Genomic DNA, 19,651 nt, shown 5'->3' with positions numbered 1-19,651 from the left:
ATATGAGTAACAACCTGATCGAAATCCGTGACCTCTGCGTGGCCTTCAGCGGCGAGACCGTGGTGCGCAACCTGTGCCTGGACATCCGCCCCGGTGAGTGCCTGGCGCTGGTGGGTGAGTCGGGTTCCGGCAAATCGGTGACCGCGCACTCGATCCTGCAACTGCTGCCCGAGACCGGCACCGAAACCAGCGGCAGCATCCGCTATCGCGGCAAGGAGTTGCTCGGCGCTTCGTCCAGGGTTTTGCGAGAGTTGCGGGGCAACCGCATCGCCATGATCTTCCAGGAGCCGATGACCTCGCTCAATCCGCTGCACAGCATTGAAAAGCAGATCGGTGAAACCCTGCTGCTACACAAGGGCCTGACCGGCAAAGCCGCGCAGGCGCGGATTCTGGAGCTGCTGCACCTCGTGGGCATCCAGAAGCCCAAAGAGCGGCTCAAGGCGTATCCGCATCAGCTCTCCGGCGGTCAGCGGCAACGGGTGATGATCGCCATGGCGCTGGCCTGCGAGCCGGAGTTGTTGATCGCCGACGAACCCACCACCGCGCTCGACGTTACGGTGCAGCGCAAGATCCTGATCCTGCTCAAGTCCCTGCAACAGCGGCTCGGTATGTCATTGCTGCTGATCAGCCATGACCTCAATCTGGTGCGCAGCATCGCTCAGCGTGTGTGCGTGATGAAGGCCGGGGAAATCGTCGAACAGGCGCCGTGCGAAACGCTGTTCACCGAGCCGAAACATCCCTACAGCTGCGTACTGCTGAACGCCGAACCGGAAGGCCAGGCGCTGCCCCGTGACGAGCGCGAGAACGTTCTGGAAGTGGACAATCTTTGCGTGCGCTTCCCCCTCGGTGGCGGGCTGTTTCAGCGCAAAACGTACTTACATGCCGTGGACGGCATCAGCCTGAATGTCCAGCGCGGCAAGACATTGGGCATTGTGGGTGAGTCCGGCTCGGGCAAGTCGACACTGGGTCAGGCGATCCTGCGCCTGCTCGACTCCGAAGGCAGCATTCGCTTTCAGGGCGAGGCGCTGGATGGCCTGACACAAAAGCAACTGCGGCCATGGCGCAAGAAAATGCAGGTGGTGTTCCAGGACCCTTTCGGCAGCCTCAGCCCACGCATGTCCGTGGCACAAATCATCAGTGAAGGCCTGGAAGTGCATAGCCAGTTGACGGAAGACGAATGCAAGGCCGAAGTGATTCGGGCCCTGCAGGAAGTCGGCCTCGACCCGCAAAGCCGTCATCGCTACCCCCACGAATTCTCCGGTGGCCAGCGCCAACGCATCGCCATCGCCAGGGCGCTGGTGCTGAAACCGGCGCTGATCCTGCTGGACGAACCGACCTCGGCGCTGGACCGCACCGTGCAGAAGCAAGTGGTCGCGCTGCTGCGCCAGCTTCAGGAAAAACACGGCCTGACGTACCTGTTCATCAGCCACGACCTGGCGGTGGTGCGCGCCCTGGCTCATGACATGATTGTGATCAAGGACGGCAAAGTGGTGGAAAGCGGCGCCAGCCACGACGTGTTCGATTCACCGCAGCATCCGTACACCAAAGAGCTGTTGGCGGCGGCGCATCTGCAGCAGGCATAAAACCGCGTCGCTGCCTTCGCGGGCAAGCCTCGCTCCTACAGGTGAACGCGATCCCCTGTAGGAGCGAGGCTTGCCCGCGAAGAGGCCCGCACAGACACACACATTCTGGACATGACCCCATGAACACCACCGAAAGCCTGAAGGACTACCAGCGCGTTCGTCTGTTGGCGATCCGTTCGCTGTTCGAGATCATCGAGCAGTCCAGCGAAGGCACGGTGATTGTCGACCGCGACGCGAACATCGTCTGGATGAACGAACGTTATGCCCGACGCTTCGGTCTGGAATCGGCGGAAGTGGCCATCGGCAAGGCCTGCGAAAGTGTGATCCCCGGTAGCCTGCTACGAGAAGTGGTGCGCACCGGCCGCCCGATTCTGCTCGACATGCAGGACACCCCCAAAGAACCATTGGTGGTGATGCGCCTGCCGATCCATGACGATGCCGGCGTGGTGATCGGCGCCATCGGTTTTGCGTTGTTCGATGAGTTGCGCAGCCTGTCGCCGATGCTCAAACGCTACATGAGCATGCAGGAAGAGCTGGCCTCCACCCGCTCGCTGCTGCGGGCACGGCAGACCAAGTACAACTTCGCGCATTTTATCGGCACCAGCGCGGCCAGCCTCGAAGTCAAACGCCGCGCCCGACGCAGCGCCAGTGCGGATTCTCCGGTTTTGCTGCTCGGCGAAACCGGCACCGGCAAAGAGCTGCTGGCGCAGGCGATTCATGGCGCATCACCCCGTGCGCACAAGGCTTTCGTCAGCATCAACAGCGCAGCGATTCCCGAGGCGCTGCTCGAGGCCGAATTCTTCGGCACCGCCCCCGGCGCGTTTACCGGCGCCGATCGCAAGGGCCGCGTCGGCAAGTTGCAGATTGCACAGGGCGGCACGCTGTTTCTCGATGAAATCGGCGACATGCCGCTACCCCTGCAAAGCAAGCTGCTGCGGGTGTTGCAGGAAAAGGAATTCGAACCGGTCGGCTCCAACGAAGTAATTCAAAGCGATGTGCGGGTGATCGCCGCGACCTCCACCGACCTTGAAGCGGCGATCAAACGCGGCGAGTTTCGCGCCGACTTGTATTACCGCCTCAATGTGCTGCCGATCCAGGTGCCGCCGCTGCGTGATCGTCTCGATGATTTGCCGGCCTTGAGCGAGGCCATTCTTGAAGAGCTGCGCAGTCAGCACGAGCTGAACCGCGAGGCCCTGGAGTTGCTGGCCCGACACGCCTGGCCGGGGAACATTCGCGAGTTGCGCAACGTGCTGGAACGGGCGGCATTGCTCAGTGACGATCTGATGCTGAACGCGACCGATATCCGCGCGGCGATTGGTACGTTTACGCCGGTGGAGCGTGTGGCGCCTTTAAAGGTTGAGTCGGTTGCACACGAGACGTTCAGTGAGGCGCGTGAACGGTTTGACCGGCAGTTGATTGAATCAGCCCTCGCGCAATGCGGGGGGAAGGTGATTGAAGCGGCGGCGCGGCTGGGGCTGGGGCGGTCGACGTTGTACAAGAAGATGGTGGCGTTGGGGATTGCGGAGTCTCCATAAAGAGACATACATCTCCATTATTAGACAACCCCTCGGAGCGCTGCGCGCTCATCGCCGGCAAGCCGGCTCCTACAGGAAATCGCATTCACAACACACACCCTGTAGGAGCCGGCTTGCCGGCGATGAGGCCCTCAACATTACAAAAAATCTCAAAATAGAGACAAACACTCTCATCCCTCTCTAATAAATCAATAAATATCCTTATATTTCAACATGTTGCCACCTTGGCACAAATCTCGCTAAAGCCCTCCCTCACAACGTTTCACCCCACAAAAATAACAATCCAGGAGACACACCATGAGTGTGATCATTGCCTTGGCAGCCCTCGCGCTGCTGATGCTCGCGGCCTACCGTGGCTACAGCGTTATCCTTTTTGCCCCGATTGCCGCCCTCGGCGCCGTCCTGCTCACCGACCCTTCCGCCGTCGCCCCTGCTTTCACCGGGGTGTTCATGGAGAAAATGGTTGGTTTCATCAAACTGTATTTCCCGGTGTTCCTGCTCGGCGCAGTGTTCGGCAAGCTGATTGAGTTGTCGGGTTTCTCGCGTTCCATCGTTGCGGCGGCGATTCGCCTGCTCGGCACCCGCCAGGCGATGCTGGTGATCGTGCTGGTTTGCGCCCTGCTCACTTACGGCGGCGTGTCGCTGTTTGTGGTGGTGTTTGCGGTCTACCCGTTCGCGGCCGAGATGTTCCGCCAGAGCAATATTCCCAAGCGCCTGATCCCGGCGACCATCGCTCTCGGCGCCTTCTCGTTCACCATGGACGCCCTGCCCGGCACCCCGCAAATCCAGAACATCATCCCCAGCACCTTCTTCAACACCACCGCGTGGGCGGCGCCGTGGCTGGGTTTGATCGGCGCAATCTTCGTGGTCTGCGCCGGCATGCTGTTTCTGCAGCGCCAGCGCAACAAGGCTCAGATTTCGGGAGAAGGCTACGGCACCGAACTGCGCAACGAGCCGGAAACCGCTGCCGACATCAAACTTCCCAACCCGTGGATCGCGCTGTCGCCGCTGTTGGCCGTCGGCATCATGAACCTGTTGTTTACCCAGTGGATTCCCCAGTGGTACGGCAAGACCCACAGCCTCGCGCTGCCGGGCATGGCCGCACCGGTAACCACCGATGTCGCCAAACTCACGGCGATCTGGGCAGTTCAGGCTGCGTTGCTGGTCGGCATCATCATGGTGCTGGTGTTCGGCTTCCAGGCGATTCGCGGCAAGTTGGCCGAGGGCAGCAGAAGTGCGGTCAGCGGTTCATTGCTGGCGGCGATGAACACCGCGTCTGAATACGGTTTTGGTGCGGTGATCGCGTCCTTGCCGGGCTTCCTGGTGCTGGCCGACTGGCTCAAGAGCATTCCCAACCCGCTGGTCAACGAAGCGATCACCGTGACCTTGCTGGCCGGCATCACCGGCTCCGCATCGGGCGGCATGAGCATCGCGCTGGCGGCCATGGCCAATGACTTCATCGCTGCGGCCCATGCGGCCAACATTCCCTTGGAAGTGCTGCACCGCGTCGCCGCGATGGCCAGTGGCGGCATGGACACCCTGCCGCACAACGGCGCGGTCATCACCTTGCTGGCGGTGACCGGCCTGACCCACCGCGAAGCCTACAAAGACATTTTCTGTATTACGCTGATCAAGACCCTGGCGGTTTTTGTGGTGATCGGTACTTTCTACGCCACTGGCATTGTGTGAGGTATTCATGACGACTCTTTCAGGCAAGACCGCACTGGTCACCGGCTCCACCAGCGGCATCGGCCTGGGCATAGCCCTCAGCCTGGCCAAGGCTGGCGCCAACCTGATTCTCAACGGTTTCGGCGATGCCTCCACAGTGATTGCCGAGGTTGAGCAGTTCGGCGGCAAGGTCGGTCATCACCCCGCCGATGTCAGCGACCCGGCGCAGATTGCCGACATGATCGCCTACGCCGAGCGCGAGTTCGGCGGCGTCGACATTCTGGTCAACAACGCCGGCATTCAGCACGTGGCGTCGGTGGAAGATTTTCCCGTGGAGCGCTGGGATTCGATCATTGCGATCAACCTGTCGTCGGTGTTTCACAGCACCCGCTTGAGCCTGCCGGGCATGCGCGCCAAGGGTTGGGGGCGGGTTATCAATATCGCCTCGGTGCATGGCCAGGTCGGTTCGGTGGGCAAGGCTGCTTACGTGGCGGCCAAGCACGGGGTGATCGGTTTGACTAAGGTGGTTGGCCTGGAAACCGCCACGACCAACGTCACCTGCAACGCAATCTGCCCAGGCTGGGTGTTGACGCCGTTGGTGCAGAAGCAGATTGACGACCGCATTGCCAAAGGGGTTGATCCGCAGCAGGCGCAGCACGATTTGCTGGCCGAGAAGCAGCCGTCGCTGGAGTTCGTTACGCCGCCGCAACTGGGTGAGCTGGTGCTGTTTTTGTGCAGTGAGGCCGGTAGCCAGGTGCGGGGCGCGGCGTGGAATATAGATGGTGGGTGGTTGGCGCAGTGATTGGGCGATAGACCGCGTTATCGTTCTTCGCGGGCAAGTCGGATCGCCGCACCGCTCGCTCCTACAAAAGCAACGCAATACCTGTAGGAGCGAGGCTTGCCCGCGAATGGATCTGAAGATAAAAGAAGAGGCAAAAAATGTCCGACATCCTCTGGCAACCTGACGCCAAACGCATCGCCAAGACCCGCATGGACGCCTTCCGGCGCTCCATCAATCAGCGCCACCACCTCGACATTGCCGACTACGCCGCCTTGCACCAATGGTCCATCGACCAACGGGTCGATTTCTGGCAAGCCATCGTCGATTTCTTCGATATCCGTTTCCATACACAACCGGACGCCGTGCTGATCGAAGGCGACCACATGCCCAGCGCCCAGTGGTTTCCCGGCGCCACCCTGAACTTTGCCGAACACTTGCTGCGCCGTCGTGACGATGCCGTCGCCGTGATTGCGATTGGCGAAAACGGCCAGCGCGAACAACTGACCTGGGCCGAACTGGCCGAGCATGTCGCCGGTTTTCAAAACAGCTTGATCGCCGTCGGTGTCGGCCTTGGCGACCGAGTCGCCGCGTGCATGCCGAACACCTGGCAAACCCTGGTCGCCATGCTCGCCACCACCAGCCTCGGGGCCATCTGGTCCTGCTCGTCGCCGGACTTCGGCACCCAGGGCGTCATCGACCGCTTCGGCCAGATCGAACCGAAAGTGCTGATCACCTGCGCCGGTTACCGTTATGCCGGCAAAGACATCGACCAACGCGCCAAGGTCAACGAAATCCTTGAACGCCTGCCGTCGCTGCAACAGCTGATCGTGGTGCCTTACGCACGACCCCAGGCGCACATCAAAGACTTCCGCACCCACGCAGGCGTGACGCTTTGGGATGCGTTCTACGAACCGGGCGGCGAGCCGGATTTCGTTGCCGTGCCTTTCGCCCATCCGCTGTACATCCTCTATTCCAGCGGCACCACCGGCGTGCCCAAATGCATCATCCACAGCACCGGCGGCGTGCTGTTGCAGCACGTCAAGGAACACGGCCTGCATTGCGACCTCGGGCCCGGCGACCGCTTGTTTTACTACACCACGTGCGGCTGGATGATGTGGAACTGGCTGGTGTCGGCCCTGGCCGTCGACAGCGCCGTGGTGCTGTACGACGGCTCGCCATTTCATCCCGGCCCGGAGCGCTTGATCGACCTGATCGATGACGAGCGCATCAGCGTGTTCGGCACCAGTCCCAAGTACCTCGCGACCCTGGAAAGCAACGGCGTGAAGCCTCGGCAAAGCCATGATCTCGGCACGCTGAAAACCCTGTTGTGCACCGGTTCTGCGCTATCGCCGCAAAGCTACGACTACGTCTACCGTGACCTCAAAGCCGACCTGTGCCTGGCGTCGATGTCTGGTGGCACCGACATCGTTTCGTGTTTCGTGAACGGCAATCCCCTGATGGAGGTGCGTCGCGGCGAAATCCAGGGCAAGAGCCTGGGGATGGCGGTCGAAGTCTGGAACGATGCCGGCCGTGCGGTCGTTGGCGTAAAAGGTGAACTGGTCTGTACCCGACACTTTCCGGCCATGCCCGTCGGCCTGTGGAACGACCCGACGGGGGAAAAACTGCGCGCGTCTTATTTCAGCCTGTTCCCCGGCGTCTGGGCCCAGGGCGACTACGCCGAACAATTGGCTCACGGCGCGATGATGATTCACGGGCGCTCGGATGCGGTACTCAACCCCGGTGGCGTGCGCATCGGCACGGCGGAGATTTACCGTCAGGTGGAGAAAGTCCCGCAAGTCACCGACAGCGTGGCCATCGGTCAGCAATGGCAAGACGACGTGCGGGTGGTGCTGTTCGTGCGGCTGGTCGAGGGGGTCGAACTGGACGAGACGCTGCAACAGCAGATTCGCCAGGTCATCCGCGCCAACACCACGCCACGCCACGTACCGGCGAAGATTGTCGCGGTGACGGACATTCCGCGCACCATCAGCGGCAAAGTGGTCGAGTTGGCGGTCAGGAATGTGGTGCATGGCGAGCCGGTGAAAAACACCGATGCGCTGGCCAATCCCGAAGCGCTCGAGCAATTTCGGGATCGGCCGGAACTGGCTTTTTAAACGGCTTGCGCTTCTGTTTTATCCAACGTGCGTACCAGGCCTGCCTGACGCAGGCCTTTGCGCTGTCACGCCAGGGTTGTTCAGCGTGATCCGCACCGGATCGCCGATTGCGCTATCGGGATTTGCTTCAAGTGCATCTTGCAGCAAGGCCATATTGCGCTCATACCCACTCCTGTCCGTGTACAACTGACTCAACAGCGAAGTGGCCACTGCCAGTGAGTCGGCGTTTTCAAAGGCTTTGGAACTGGCGTGGAGATCATTGCCTTCATCGGTCACCGCAAGCTGCCCGGAGGCAAGGTTCAGCAGCGCCGACACATCCAGCGACTGTCCACCGCCAACGTTACCGGCGTCGCGGGCATAGGCGACATCACCGATCTGCGCAGGTCCGTGAAACAACTCATGGATCAAGTCGTCTGCGACCACATCATGGTTGAACCCCAGACCGATGAAGTGCCTGTTGAGATTGGCGGTATAGATTTCAATGAACGTGGTATCGGATGGCCCGGCTGCACTTTTCCACTGCTGGTAGGCGCTCGTGTCGAAAGCAGCAATGTGGTGGGTGTCCTTGAGCGGATCGAGAAGGAAGTTACTGATGGACACGCCCGCAAAGTCTGCTCTGATCGCTCTCAGATAATTCACCAAGCGACTGATTGCCTCGTTCGAGTCGCTTCCCATCAGCAGTCTGATGACCAGCTTGCATTGTGCCTCGAAGTCATGATGGGTCATGACATTGATCGCGTTTTCGATTTTGGTCCGGGCCCGAGGCAGGCTTTGCTCGATGAACTGTCGGGTATAACTGACGGGCAATGTCTTGGTGGACCGGGGCAAGCGGACAGGGGCCACATAGGCAAAGTTGTTCAGTTTTGGTCCCCAGGCTTTGCCCAGGCGGTCGAGGGCATACCATTGAAAATTGTTGCGCGCCGCCACCACCGTGAGCGTTTCACCGATTGCACCACGGGGGCGCCAGTTACCCTGTCCGGTATGCAGGTTGTTGGCTGCGCGGACCAGGTCATAGGATTTATGGCTGCCATGGAGTCTGCCCAACTGGGACTTCGCAAGCCCGAGAAGCTCTTGCGCCTGCCTGCTGAAACGTAACGCGCCTTTATGGATGAGTTTCCCGGCGCCGTAAAACACCGTTGGCACATCATCCACGGGGTTGAACAGGGAAACGGACGTCACGAAGGCCAGCTTTGTCAGGCGGGCGGCTTTGGATGACATGGAGATCGCCTTCGACGAGATGCTCAGCGCTGCGGAGCCCGCCCCCACGAAGGCACCTCCAACAGCAATAGCGTCCATGACACAACCATAGACCCCGTCGACCATCTTGTTGTATTCCCCGGAAGATAAATCCTCGACGCATTTTTTAAAGGGAACCGCCAGATTTACGAGGAACTCTGCAGTCTCTTCGCCCTTTTTTCGTTCGCTTTCAAGCGTTGTCGGCACGGTGGCCATTGATTCGATTTCGTCAAATGTGCGGAACGGATGATTGCTCACAACGAACTCGGCAATTCGCACCAACTGCAGATTATCGAAATTACGGTAGGTACTCTGCTGCCGCGCCACCACAGACGCCGGCGATGAGAGTTCACCGAGCTTTTCAATAATTGCCATGGAGCTAGTGCCGTCATTCTCAGCGACCATCCCATCCGTGTATTCAATAATGGAGAGCGGCAACAATTCGGGAGGCTGGGGAGTCAGGTGAGCATTCAGATCCCCGTTAAAATCCATTCTCGCGGCGGCCCGCAATTTACCTGTTGAGATGATCAGCGTGGCGAGCGTGTTGTTTTTCCGCATTTCACCCCGCAAGGTAAACAATTCATAACACGCGGCCGTTTTTCCGAGGGTAGCGAACATGACAATGCCAAAGCGCCCCCTGGCCGCATCGTTACCGCGTTGTGTTTCGTAGTCAATTGAGTAAGACACCGGCGTAAATGGATTGGAACCCGACATCGTCCCCGTCGCCGGAAAGCGGATGGTAAAAAAGCTGATCTTGCCTTTCAGAAAGATTTCCAGATCATGGGGAAGCATGTGTGAAAGGGCCAACTTCACATTGGTCATCAGCGCTTTATTCAAATTGCCGTGATAATCCCGTAATAGGCGATGGTATTCGACATTGTTGGGCGGCAGTCTCAGCAACCTTGGAAAGCGACTATAAAGGCTGGTGACGGAAGGATCGTAATAGGTTGGCCTTTTGTAATTGGTCAGTCCGGCATGTAAATCAGGTGTTTTGGAAATAACTTCGTCGGGAAAGACCGCACGAAAATCCCACTGGCCTCCCGTCAGATCTCCCGACATGTGCAAGCCGACCATCGACATGGGGTTGGGGGATGCATAGAGACCGGGGTGTTGATAGAGCACTTTATCGTCGAGGAAATCACACTCCGGTACTGCGCCTTGCAACGCTTCACGCGCGATGGTTTCGCGGTTGGGCATGGGGCTGGAATAGACGCGCGCCAGATGGGTGAAGTTCTCCGCGTATTCCTGGAACGCCGTGATTGCCTGCTCCGTGGTTTCCTTCGCCGCTTGAGTGAGTTCGCTTGCGCTGATAACTCCATTCATCAGTGCCCAGTCAACAATTGGATCAATCATTGCCAAATCCCGCAGTCGGGACAGCGGTTCGCTCACAGGCTCCAATTCGACATACGCCATGATTTGCGCATACGTCAGCACACGTGATGCGCCCTTCCTGACCGCTTCCGCCAGGGCAACGCCATGGCAAAAGGTCAACCAGGCAACCGAGCCCATCGTCAGTGCCGATGGAACGCCCCTGACCAGAAATTCCGGTGCGATCTCCGCCAGCAGCAGGTGACACGCCAGCGGCGCAGCGGCAGGATCAACCCAGCCTTTGGTATGGAGAAAGGCCTGCAACTCTTCGCGCACCATGGCTGGCGAGCGCTCGACATTGGTCGGCGTATATAAAGCGAAACCACCGATACTCTTGCGGTCCTGGGTGCTGCCGAGAGTCGGATAAAGGTCCAGCAACAGACTGGTTATCAGCAGTTGCTCGAGATCTTGCGAAGAGACATCTTGCCCGGATTGCGCACCGAACCAGTCCAACGCCTCCAGCAGTGCCCTGGCGCTGGCTTGGGCCACAGGATGCTTGACCAACTGAACCATCCGTTCAGCGGCGTTATCGTGTGTCGCCAGGCCGCGGCCCGTTTCGCGGTACAACTTATCCAGCAGTTTGGTGTTATTGGCGACAAGCGGGGTGGCCTGCCGAATGGCAGTACGTTGCTCACTCGACAAGACTGCTAACGACGGGTCATCCGAAACGAGCTGGCCCCAATAGTTACCCAACTCATCAACATCAGGATCAAACTCGAATAGCGCAATCAGGTTTTTTACTTCGCTCGCATTTCGAGGGACTGCCAGGCCATGAAACTTCAGCCATTGCTCCACATCAACTAAATCCTCGGTATAAACGTAACCACCGGTTTGCCTGGCAATATCCCCGATCACCAGCAGCTTCTGGTAGTAGTGGGACTCGTGGACGATATCCACGTCGACGACTTCCCACACTGCACTGTCTTTTCGAAATATCTCCAACCCACTGGTTTCATTAATTCGGGTTGCCGCCATGTTCTCGGGGCGGTGACGACGCAGCTCATCCATCACGACCGTGTAGTTGGCCAGGTGATTCCACGCCTCTCGGCCAGGCATATGGACTTCATGAAGCGAAGACCCTTCTACCAATTCCAACTCATAGCCTTGCCAACTGTAATCCCCGTCGCCCTCTTGCTCATCGATAATAGTTGGCAACAGGCTTAGTACGGATTGTCGCTCGGCAGCATCGGCCTTTAACCACTGATACTGCACCTCGGAAACTGAACCGGCAACTTGATAGTCTTTATATTTAAACTTTTCACACATAAAACAACCTCATGAATTTTATTATTCGACTGGTTAAGCACAACCGAATCCTTACTTATTCATGAGCAACCAAACAGCAAAAAACCACAAGGAAACATTTCAAACATTAGATCCAACAAAATTCAAGCGACGCCTGCACTCAATCGGCCAACCCCCATTCATCACTGGACGAACTTAATATCGAAGCTCCGTCCCTGTGCAACTTGAGATGTAACTTTAAATTATTCAGCGAATCCGCATTTTTTAACGCTTCGTCCTCGCTTATCACACCGTCCACCACCAGTGCATACAGTGCGCCATCGAAGGTCTGCATCCCCAGCTCGGCGGACTTTTCCATGATGCCTTTAAGTTCGTCCAGCTCATTGCGCCGTATCAAGTCGCCAATGGTCGGCGATCCCAGCATCACTTCTACCGCCGCCCTGCGCTGACCGTCACGAGTGCGCACCAGACGCTGGGAAACGAAGGCTTTAAGATTGTTGCCCAAGTCATGCAGCAATTGCATCCGCCGTTCTTGCGGGAAGAAATTGATAATGCGATCCAGCGCCTGATGGGCGTTGTGGGCATGCAAGGTGGAAATCACCAAATGTCCGGTGTCGGCAAACGCCAGCGCATGCTCCATGGTCTCGCGGTCGCGAATCTCACCGATCAGCACCACGTCGGGTGCCTGGCGCAGGGTATTTTTCAGCGCGGTATGAAAACTGCGGGTATCGACGCCGACCTCGCGCTGATTGATGATCGATTTTTTGTGCCGGTGGATGTACTCGATAGGGTCTTCGATGGTGACGATATGCCCGCTGCTATGGCGGTTGCGGTAATCGATCAACGCCGCCAGCGAGGTCGACTTGCCCGAGTCGGTGGCGCCGACGAACAGCATAAGCCCTTGTTTGAGCATCACCGTTTCCAGCAGCACGGGTGGCAACTTGAGGTCTTCGAAACGCGGAATGTCTAGCTTGATGTTGCGCACCACAATCGACACATCGTTACGTTGCTTGAAAATATTGACCCGAAAGCGCCCGACACCCGCCAACGAGATCGCCAGGTTCATCTCCAGTTCCCGATCGAACTCCAGTCGCTGTTCGGCGTCCATGATGGACGCGGCAATCGCGGCGATTTCCCCCGGTTTGAACGGCTGGTCGGCCAAGGGTTTGAGTACACCGTCAAACCGTGCGCAGGGTGGCGCGCCGGTGGACAGGTACAAATCGGAACCCTCCTGGCTGGACAGAGTCTTTAACAGCGCATCGATTTCCATGGCAAAAAACACCCGCGAAGCATTCAATGAACAGAAATGACCCGAAAAATCGGTCATTCAGCGTCTACCGCCATAGGATAGTAGACGCCGTCACCCCGACCGACGTGCAGGACACCTTGATGAACGCAGTACCCACCGGCAGCGATGCCCAGGCCTTGATTGCCAGACTGGACTGGACGTGCACCCCGCTCGGCGCCGCCAGTGCCTGGCCGCAAAGCCTGCGCACAGCGGTGGACATCGTGATTCACTCACCGATGCCGATGCTGTTGTTGTGGGGGCCGCAGCTTACGCAGATCTATAACGACGGCTTCGCGCTGCTGGCCGGCAGCAAGCATCCGCACGCTTTCGGACAACCGACGCACCAGATCTGGCCAGAACTCAAAGACTTTACCGACCCGATTTACAGCGCCGTCCTACAAGGCCAGGTGCGGACTTACAGCGAACAGCGCTTCACCCTGCAACGCGACGGGAATGATTCCGACTTCTGGCTGGATTTGACCTACAGTCCGATCCGCGATGAACACACCGAAGTCGCCGGGATTCTGGTCACAGCCATTGAAACCAATGAACGTCGACGCATCGCCCTCGAACTGGAGCAGCGCTCGGCCGCCAGTCTGAAGGCACAGCGCGAGACCGAGGAACGCCTGCAACTGGCGCTGGCCGCCACTGACGCCGTCGGCACCTGGGACTGGGACATCGGCGAAGACCGCTTCATTGCCGACGCGCACTTCGCCCAATTGCACGGCATCGACCCGCTACTCGCCAGCCAGTTGCCCATCAGCGACTATCTCGAAGCCGTGCATCCGGAAGACCGCGCGATGGTCACTCGCGGCATCAAGCACTGCATCACTCAGGGCAGCGAATACGCCGAGGAATATCGCCTGTTGCAACCCGACGGCCAGTTGCGCTGGGTGTTTGCCCGGGGCCGTTGTTACAAGGATCACCATGGCCGGCCGATCCGTTTCCTCGGCGCCGCGCTGGACCTGACCGAACGAAAACACACCGAACAGGCCTTGCGTCAGAGTCAGACCGAGCTGCAACTGATCATCAACGCCATGCCGATCCTGATCAGTTACGTCGACAGCGAGGAACGCTTTCGCCTGAACAACGCGGCGTACCTCGACTGGTACGGCCTGACGCCCCAAGAGCTTTACGGTCGGACCATTCGTGAGGTGCTGGGTGAAGAAGCCTACGCCTTGCGCGCCGAATACATCGCCGAAGCGCTGGCGGGCAGAGCCTGCTGTTTCAGTATCAGCACGCCGCATCGTGATGGCAGCACCCGACAAGCCTTGATGAATTACCTGCCCCGCCACGGGCCGGATGGCGCGGTGAACGGTTTCTACATTTTCGTGATCGACGAAACCGAGCGCAAACAGACCGAAGAAGCCTTGCGCAACCTCAATGAAACCCTTGAGGAACGTGTCGCCGCCCGTACCCAGCAATTGGCCGAAGCCAACCAGCGCCTGCAAAACGAAATGTTCGAACGCGAGCGCGCCGAAGATGCCCTGCGCCATGCGCAGAAAATGGAAGCGGTCGGCCAGCTCACCGGCGGCATCGCCCATGACTTCAACAATATGCTCACCGGGATCATCGGCAGCCTCGACCTGATGCAGCGCTACATCGCCGATGGGCGTACCGCCGAGATCGGCCGTTTCACCGAAGCGGCGGTGTCGTCAGCCAACCGCGCGGCCGCCCTGACCCATCGCCTGCTCGCTTTCTCCCGACGCCAGTCGCTGGACCGCAAGCCGCTGAACGCCAACGAACTGATTCATTCTCTGGAAGATTTGCTCAGCCGCACCAAGGGCGACCACATCGAGCTGAAACTGCAACTGGCCGATGAAGCCTGGCCGGTCAGTACCGACGTCAGCCAACTGGAAAACGCCCTGCTCAATCTGGTGATCAATGCGCGGGATGCCATGCCCGATGGCGGCGAGTTGCGTATCGAAACCGCCAATGTCTATCTGGACAGCAGCGACATCAACATTCTGGAACCCGTCAAGGCCGGGGATTACCTGATGATCGCCGTCAGTGACAACGGCACCGGCATGACCCCGAAAGTGTTGGCCAAGGCGTTCGATCCATTTTTCACCACCAAACCTATCGGCCAGGGCACGGGGCTGGGTTTGTCGATGATCTACGGTTTTGCCCAGCAGTCGGGCGGTCACGTGAGCCTGTTCAGCCTGCCGGACCAGGGCACCAGCGTGCGCCTGTTCTTGCCGCGCTTGCACGAGGTGGAGCCGGAAGATGTGCTGACGCCGGTCATCGGCGAGGCCCCCTCGGCGATAGCCGGGGAAACCGTGGTGTTGGTGGAAGATGATCCGGCGGTACGCATGCTGGTGTTCGACCTGCTCAAGGAGCTGGGTTATCGCGCCCACGAGGCCGAAGATGCGAAGACCGCCCTGCCCCTGCTCGAATCCGGTCTGCGGGTCGATCTGCTGGTAACCGATGTCGGGCTGCCGGGCATGAACGGTCGGCAATTGGCAGAAATCGCCCGTCAGCACCGTCCGGAGCTCAAAGTGCTGTTCATGACCGGTTACGCGGAAATGGCCGCCGAGCGTCAGAGCTTCCTTGAGGAAGGCATGGACATGGTGGCCAAACCGTTTTCGGTTGACCTGCTGGCCAACAAGATTCGCACGATGATCGGCCAACCCGAGTGAGTTGAGGCATAATCGCGCGCCCCGATCCACCCACATAGCCATTACCGTTGCAAGGTACACGCCCCATGAAAGCTCAAGCCCGCCATATTCTGGTGAAAACCTCGGAAGAAGCCGAGCAGCTCAAACAACGCATCGCCAAGGGCGAAGCCTTCGATGTGCTGGCCAAGAAGTATTCCACCTGCCCGTCGGGCAAGCGCGGCGGTGATCTCGGTGAAGTACGGCCGGGGCAGATGGTCGGTGTGATTGATGCGGTGATTTTCAAGAAGCCGTTGCGGGTGGTGCATGGGCCGATCAAGAGCAAATTCGGGTATCACCTGGTGCAGGTGTTTTATCGGGATTGAGCGGCTGACTTGAGGGCCTCATCGTCGGAACGCCGCCCGGAGCCGGCTCACTCCCACAGGATTTGTGTGTTGATCGCCAATTTGGGTACGACACAAACCTTGTGGGAGCGAGCCTGCTCGCGATCCGACTGCGCAGCAGCCGGCCATTCACCACCTACCGCGGGATCAACGCCCCCGGCACCTGAATCACCCGACTCGCCAACCGATGCCCAGCCTCCGCTGCTTCGACCGGGCTGCCGCCCTTAAGCCGACTGGCCAGATACGCCGCACTGAACGAATCCCCCGCCGCCGTGGTGTCCACTACGCGTTCGACCTTCTGCGCCGGCACTTCGAACGACTCGCCCTCACAGCGAATCAGGCACGCTTCGGCGCCACGCTTGAGCACCACTTCCGGCGTCCCCACCTGCTCGTACGCAGCGAACACCGCGTCGCAATCGGAAAAATGAAACAACGCCTGTTCGTCGTCGACAGTCAGCAACGCCAGATCGACATACGGCAACACGCTGCGATACGCCGCCCGAGCCTCCTCGATCGACGCCCACAAACGTGGCCGGTAGTTGTTGTCGAACACAATCCGCGCATCCCGCTGCCGCGCTTCGATCAGGGTTTCCAGCAACTTCTCCCGACCTTGCACACCGAGCACCGCCAGGGTGATGCCGCTGAAATACAGCACGTCGTAATCCGGCAGCGCCGCGAGGATCGGCGCGGCGGCTGGCGTGGTGAAGCAATCGCGGACGGCGGCTTCGTTGCGCCAGTACAGAAAACGCCGCTCACCGGCGGCGTCGGTCTGGATGCAGTACAAACCGGGCAAGCGACCGGGCAGGCGCTGGACCATGTCCAGGCCGATGTGTTCGGAGGTCCAGCTTCGGCACATGGCATCGCTGAAACTGTCATCGCCCAGGGCGGTGACGTAATCAACGCTGCCACCTTCGCCCAGTTCCCGGGACAGATAGACCGCCGTGTTCAAGGTATCGCCGCCGAAGCTCTGTTGCAGACTGCCGTCGGCGCGGTGTTGCAACTCGATCATGCATTCGCCGATCAGGGCGATGCGCGGGATGTTGGGGCCGAGTGTGTTGATGGTGTTCATTGTTGTGGTGTCTCTGGTGGTTCGGTGGTGTCTGAGAGGACGCCTTCGCGGGCAAGCCTCGCTCCTACAGGATTTGTGCCGTAATCATCATTTGCGAATGACACAAAACCTGTAGGAGCGTGCGGTGCGACGACTCGACTTGCCCGCGAAGGCCGCGCCCTGGTCTGGAACCTTAGAAACAGGTTTCCATGGTTTCGATGACATTCAACTGCTCATCCACCAGACACCCCGTGCGCCACTTGTCGAACGTCAGGCACGGGTGCGAAGTGCCGAACGAAATGATATCGCCCACCCGCAGCTCAACCCCCGGGGCCACCGTCATGAACGCGTGCTGATCCATCACCGCCGTTACCTTGCAGGCACTGACGTCGTCACCCTTTGCCGGCACCACACCAGCCTTGTAACGCAGCAACGGCACCGGCAGCCCGGCGTCGTAGGCCACGTCGCGTTTGCCCAGGGCGATCACCGCAAAACCCGGCTCCGGCAACGATTGCACATGCGCCCAGACTTCCAGCGCCGGGCGCAGGCCTTCGTGCAGATCGCTACGACGGTCGAGCACGCAGCATTGCGCTTCTTTATAGATGCCATGGTCGTGGGCCACGTAGCTGCCAGGGCGCAATACGCTGAGGAAACGTCCGCCAGCGTTCTGCGCTTCGAAGGACTCGGCGATCAGGTCGTACCAGGCCGAACCCGACGCAGTGATGATCGGCTTGGCAATGGCGAACGCGCCGCTGTCCTGCAACTGCACCGCCAGACGCACCAGCGACGCGGCGAACGCGCGAATGCCGGTGACCGCATGATCACCGTGAATCACGCCTTCATAACCTTCGATACCAGTCAGCGCCAACGCGGGTTGTGCGCTGATGGCCTTGGCCAGGGCGATCACTTCCTCCTCGGTCCGGCAACCGCAACGACCACCCACCACGCCGTATTCGATCATCACGTTCAGGCGCACACCGCGCGAGGCGAAATACGCGCCGAGGTCAGCGACGTTGTCCGGGTGATCGACCATGCAATGGAAATCGAACGTCGGGTCCGCCAACAAATCGGCGATCAGCGCCATGTTCGGCGTCCCCACCAGTTGGTTGGCCATCAGCACCCGACGCACACCATGCGCGTACGCCGCGCGGGTTTGCGTGGCGCTGGCCAGGGTGATGCCCCAGGCACCGGCGTCCAGTTGGCGGCGAAACAAGGCCGGGGTCATGCTGGTTTTGCCGTGAGGCGCGAGTTCGGCGCCGCTGTTGCTGACGAACGCCTGCATCCAGCGAATATTGTGTTCCAGCGCCTCGCGATGCAGCACCAGCGCCGGCAGGCTGACGTCACGCACCAGATAGGCACCGGTCTGGGCAAAGCCCTTTTCCACGGCAGCAGTATTTTGGGCAGAAGACATGGTCGAACTCCTCACATTTTCGCGGCCGCGAACAGCCGCTGTTATTCGTTAATGCGACGGGCCAGGCGGTTGGCGTTGTCGATCAACACCCGGCGATAGTCGTTGTAATGGGTCTTGGCATCGGCCCGAGGGGCAACGATGCACAGGGTCGCAATGGCCACGCCGTTCGGGTCTTTGACCGGGGCGGCGAAGCAATGGGTAAAGGTGTCGGCGACACTGTCGAAGGAGAAAAAACCGTCGATGCCAGCCTGACGGATTTCACCGAGAAACTGCTCCAGCGGCAGACGTTCACCGTTAGGCAGGATGAAGTCGTCGTGATCGATCAGGTCGATGATTTCCTGGTCGCTCAGGTGCGCCAGCAGCAGGCGCCCGGACGCGGTCCAGGGGATCGGCGCGTTTTCACCGATGTCCGAGGAAATGCGGAAATGCCGTTCGCCCTCTTTCATCAATGCCACCGTATATTTGCGCCCGTTGAGCAGGCACATCTGCGCGGTTTCATGGGTCTGGCTGACGATCTCCTGCAGGGCGTGGTCGGCCTCGCGGGTCAGGTCGAAATGACGCAAATGCGCCTGCCCGAGGAAGTACAGCTGACGGCCGAGGTAGACGTGACCGTCCTTGCCCACGGGCTCCAGGATCCGCCGTTCGAGCAAGGACGCCACCAGTTCGTAGACCGTGGATTTCGGGCTGCCGATGCCACTGGCAATTTCATTCGGACGCAGGGGCTGGCCGATTTCCTTGAGGAAATCGAGGATATCGAACGCCCGGTCCAGACCGCGAGCCCGGCGCTTGATGGTGTCTTCGGTCATGTCAGTGTTTCCCAATCAAAGTGCCGGGAGTTTACCCAGAGTGCTGTGCTGACCGTTAGGCCGCCTTCGCGGGCAAGCCTCGCTCCTACAGGGGATCGCGGTCTCATGTAGGAGCGAGCGGTGCGACGACTCGACTTGCCCGCGAAGAATTCACCGCAAATCTCAGGCCTTTTTCTTGTACGCGATGCAGTCGATCTCGACCTTGCAATCGACCATCATGTTCGCCTGCACGCAGGCCCGGGCCGGTGCGTGTTCGGGTTTGAAGTACTCGGAGAAGACCTTGTTGAAACTGGTGAAATCCCGCGGATCTTCCAGCCACACCCCGGCACGCACCACGTCTTCGAGGCCATAACCGGCCTCTTCGAGAATCGCGATCAGGTTCTTCATGGTCTGGTGGGTCTGCTCGACGATGCCGCCAACAATGATCTCGCCATCCAACGCCGGCACCTGGCCAGAAACGTGCAGCCAGCCGTCGGCTTCAACGGCGCGGGCGAAAGGACGAGGCGTACCGCCAGCGGCGCTGCTGCCGGTGCCGTAACGAGTAATGCTCATGAGTGTTTCTCCTGATTG

The 19,651-nt window shown here is 59.5% G+C and carries 13 protein-coding genes; 7 read left to right on the top strand and 6 right to left on the bottom strand.

The features are described 5' to 3' along the window. Positions 1–2 precede the first annotated feature (2 nt). From ACYZUC_RS02805 to ACYZUC_RS02785, 5 genes are all read left to right on the top strand, one after another. Positions 3–1,583: an ABC transporter ATP-binding protein gene (locus ACYZUC_RS02805; RefSeq protein ID WP_461993360.1), complete on the top strand. Its 1,581-nt coding sequence runs from the start codon at positions 3–5 to the stop codon at positions 1,581–1,583. Positions 1,584–1,702: 119 nt separating this feature from the next. After that, positions 1,703–3,118 (top strand): sigma-54 interaction domain-containing protein, encoded by a 1,416-nt coding sequence (locus tag ACYZUC_RS02800; protein WP_461993358.1) that lies wholly within the window; start codon positions 1,703–1,705, stop codon positions 3,116–3,118. Between the two features lie 297 nt (positions 3,119–3,415). Continuing rightward, the gene (locus ACYZUC_RS02795) at positions 3,416–4,807 is read left to right on the top strand and encodes a GntP family permease (protein ID WP_461993356.1); all 1,392 of its coding nucleotides are present in this window, start codon (positions 3,416–3,418) and stop codon (positions 4,805–4,807) included. Positions 4,808–4,814: 7 nt separating this feature from the next. Further along, complete coding sequence (gene hbdH / locus ACYZUC_RS02790; RefSeq protein ID WP_008033792.1) at positions 4,815–5,588, top strand: 3-hydroxybutyrate dehydrogenase; 774 nt, start codon at positions 4,815–4,817, stop codon at positions 5,586–5,588. A 137-nt stretch (positions 5,589–5,725) separates the two neighbouring features. After that, complete coding sequence (locus tag ACYZUC_RS02785) at positions 5,726–7,681, top strand: acetoacetate--CoA ligase (RefSeq protein WP_461993354.1); 1,956 nt, start codon at positions 5,726–5,728, stop codon at positions 7,679–7,681. 18 nt (positions 7,682–7,699) lie between these two features. On the opposite strand, the gene ACYZUC_RS02780 is transcribed toward ACYZUC_RS02785, so the two are convergent. Together ACYZUC_RS02780 and ACYZUC_RS02775 are read right to left on the bottom strand one after the other, a co-directional pair. Continuing rightward, entirely contained in the window at positions 7,700–11,551 is a 3,852-nt protein-coding gene (locus ACYZUC_RS02780; RefSeq protein ID WP_461993352.1) for a hypothetical protein, read from the bottom strand. A 139-nt stretch (positions 11,552–11,690) separates the two neighbouring features. Further along, positions 11,691–12,800, bottom strand: coding sequence for a PilT/PilU family type 4a pilus ATPase (locus ACYZUC_RS02775; protein WP_461996806.1), 1,110 nt, complete (start codon positions 12,798–12,800; stop codon positions 11,691–11,693). Between the two features lie 119 nt (positions 12,801–12,919). Here ACYZUC_RS02775 and ACYZUC_RS02770 point away from each other — a divergent pair, with 119 nt between their 5' ends. Together ACYZUC_RS02770 and ACYZUC_RS02765 are read left to right on the top strand one after the other, a co-directional pair. Next, complete coding sequence (locus ACYZUC_RS02770) at positions 12,920–15,457, top strand: PAS domain-containing hybrid sensor histidine kinase/response regulator (protein ID WP_461993350.1); 2,538 nt, start codon at positions 12,920–12,922, stop codon at positions 15,455–15,457. A gap of 65 nt (positions 15,458–15,522) precedes the next feature. Next, complete coding sequence (locus ACYZUC_RS02765; RefSeq protein ID WP_007898282.1) at positions 15,523–15,798, top strand: peptidylprolyl isomerase; 276 nt, start codon at positions 15,523–15,525, stop codon at positions 15,796–15,798. Positions 15,799–15,952: 154 nt separating this feature from the next. On the opposite strand, the gene ACYZUC_RS02760 is transcribed toward ACYZUC_RS02765, so the two are convergent. The 4 genes from ACYZUC_RS02760 to ACYZUC_RS02745 all read right to left on the bottom strand — a co-directional run bounded on the left by ACYZUC_RS02760 (position 15,953) and on the right by ACYZUC_RS02745 (position 19,633). Then, positions 15,953–16,885 (bottom strand): sugar kinase, encoded by a 933-nt coding sequence (locus tag ACYZUC_RS02760; protein WP_461993348.1) that lies wholly within the window; start codon positions 16,883–16,885, stop codon positions 15,953–15,955. Positions 16,886–17,057: 172 nt separating this feature from the next. After that, positions 17,058–18,275 carry an amino acid deaminase gene (locus tag ACYZUC_RS02755; protein ID WP_461993346.1) on the bottom strand — a complete coding sequence of 406 codons (1,218 nt, stop codon included), beginning with the start codon at positions 18,273–18,275 and terminating at the stop codon, positions 17,058–17,060. A gap of 41 nt (positions 18,276–18,316) precedes the next feature. Continuing rightward, positions 18,317–19,081: an IclR family transcriptional regulator gene (locus ACYZUC_RS02750; RefSeq protein ID WP_008033782.1), complete on the bottom strand. Its 765-nt coding sequence runs from the start codon at positions 19,079–19,081 to the stop codon at positions 18,317–18,319. A gap of 162 nt (positions 19,082–19,243) precedes the next feature. Then, a complete protein-coding gene (locus ACYZUC_RS02745; RefSeq protein ID WP_008033044.1) occupies positions 19,244–19,633 on the bottom strand; it encodes a RidA family protein in 390 nt (129 codons plus the stop codon). Positions 19,634–19,651: the final 18 nt, after the last annotated feature.

Source organism: Pseudomonas sp. GT1P32 (assembly GCF_054897805.1).
This window is presented reverse-complemented; position numbering and strand designations above follow the sequence as displayed.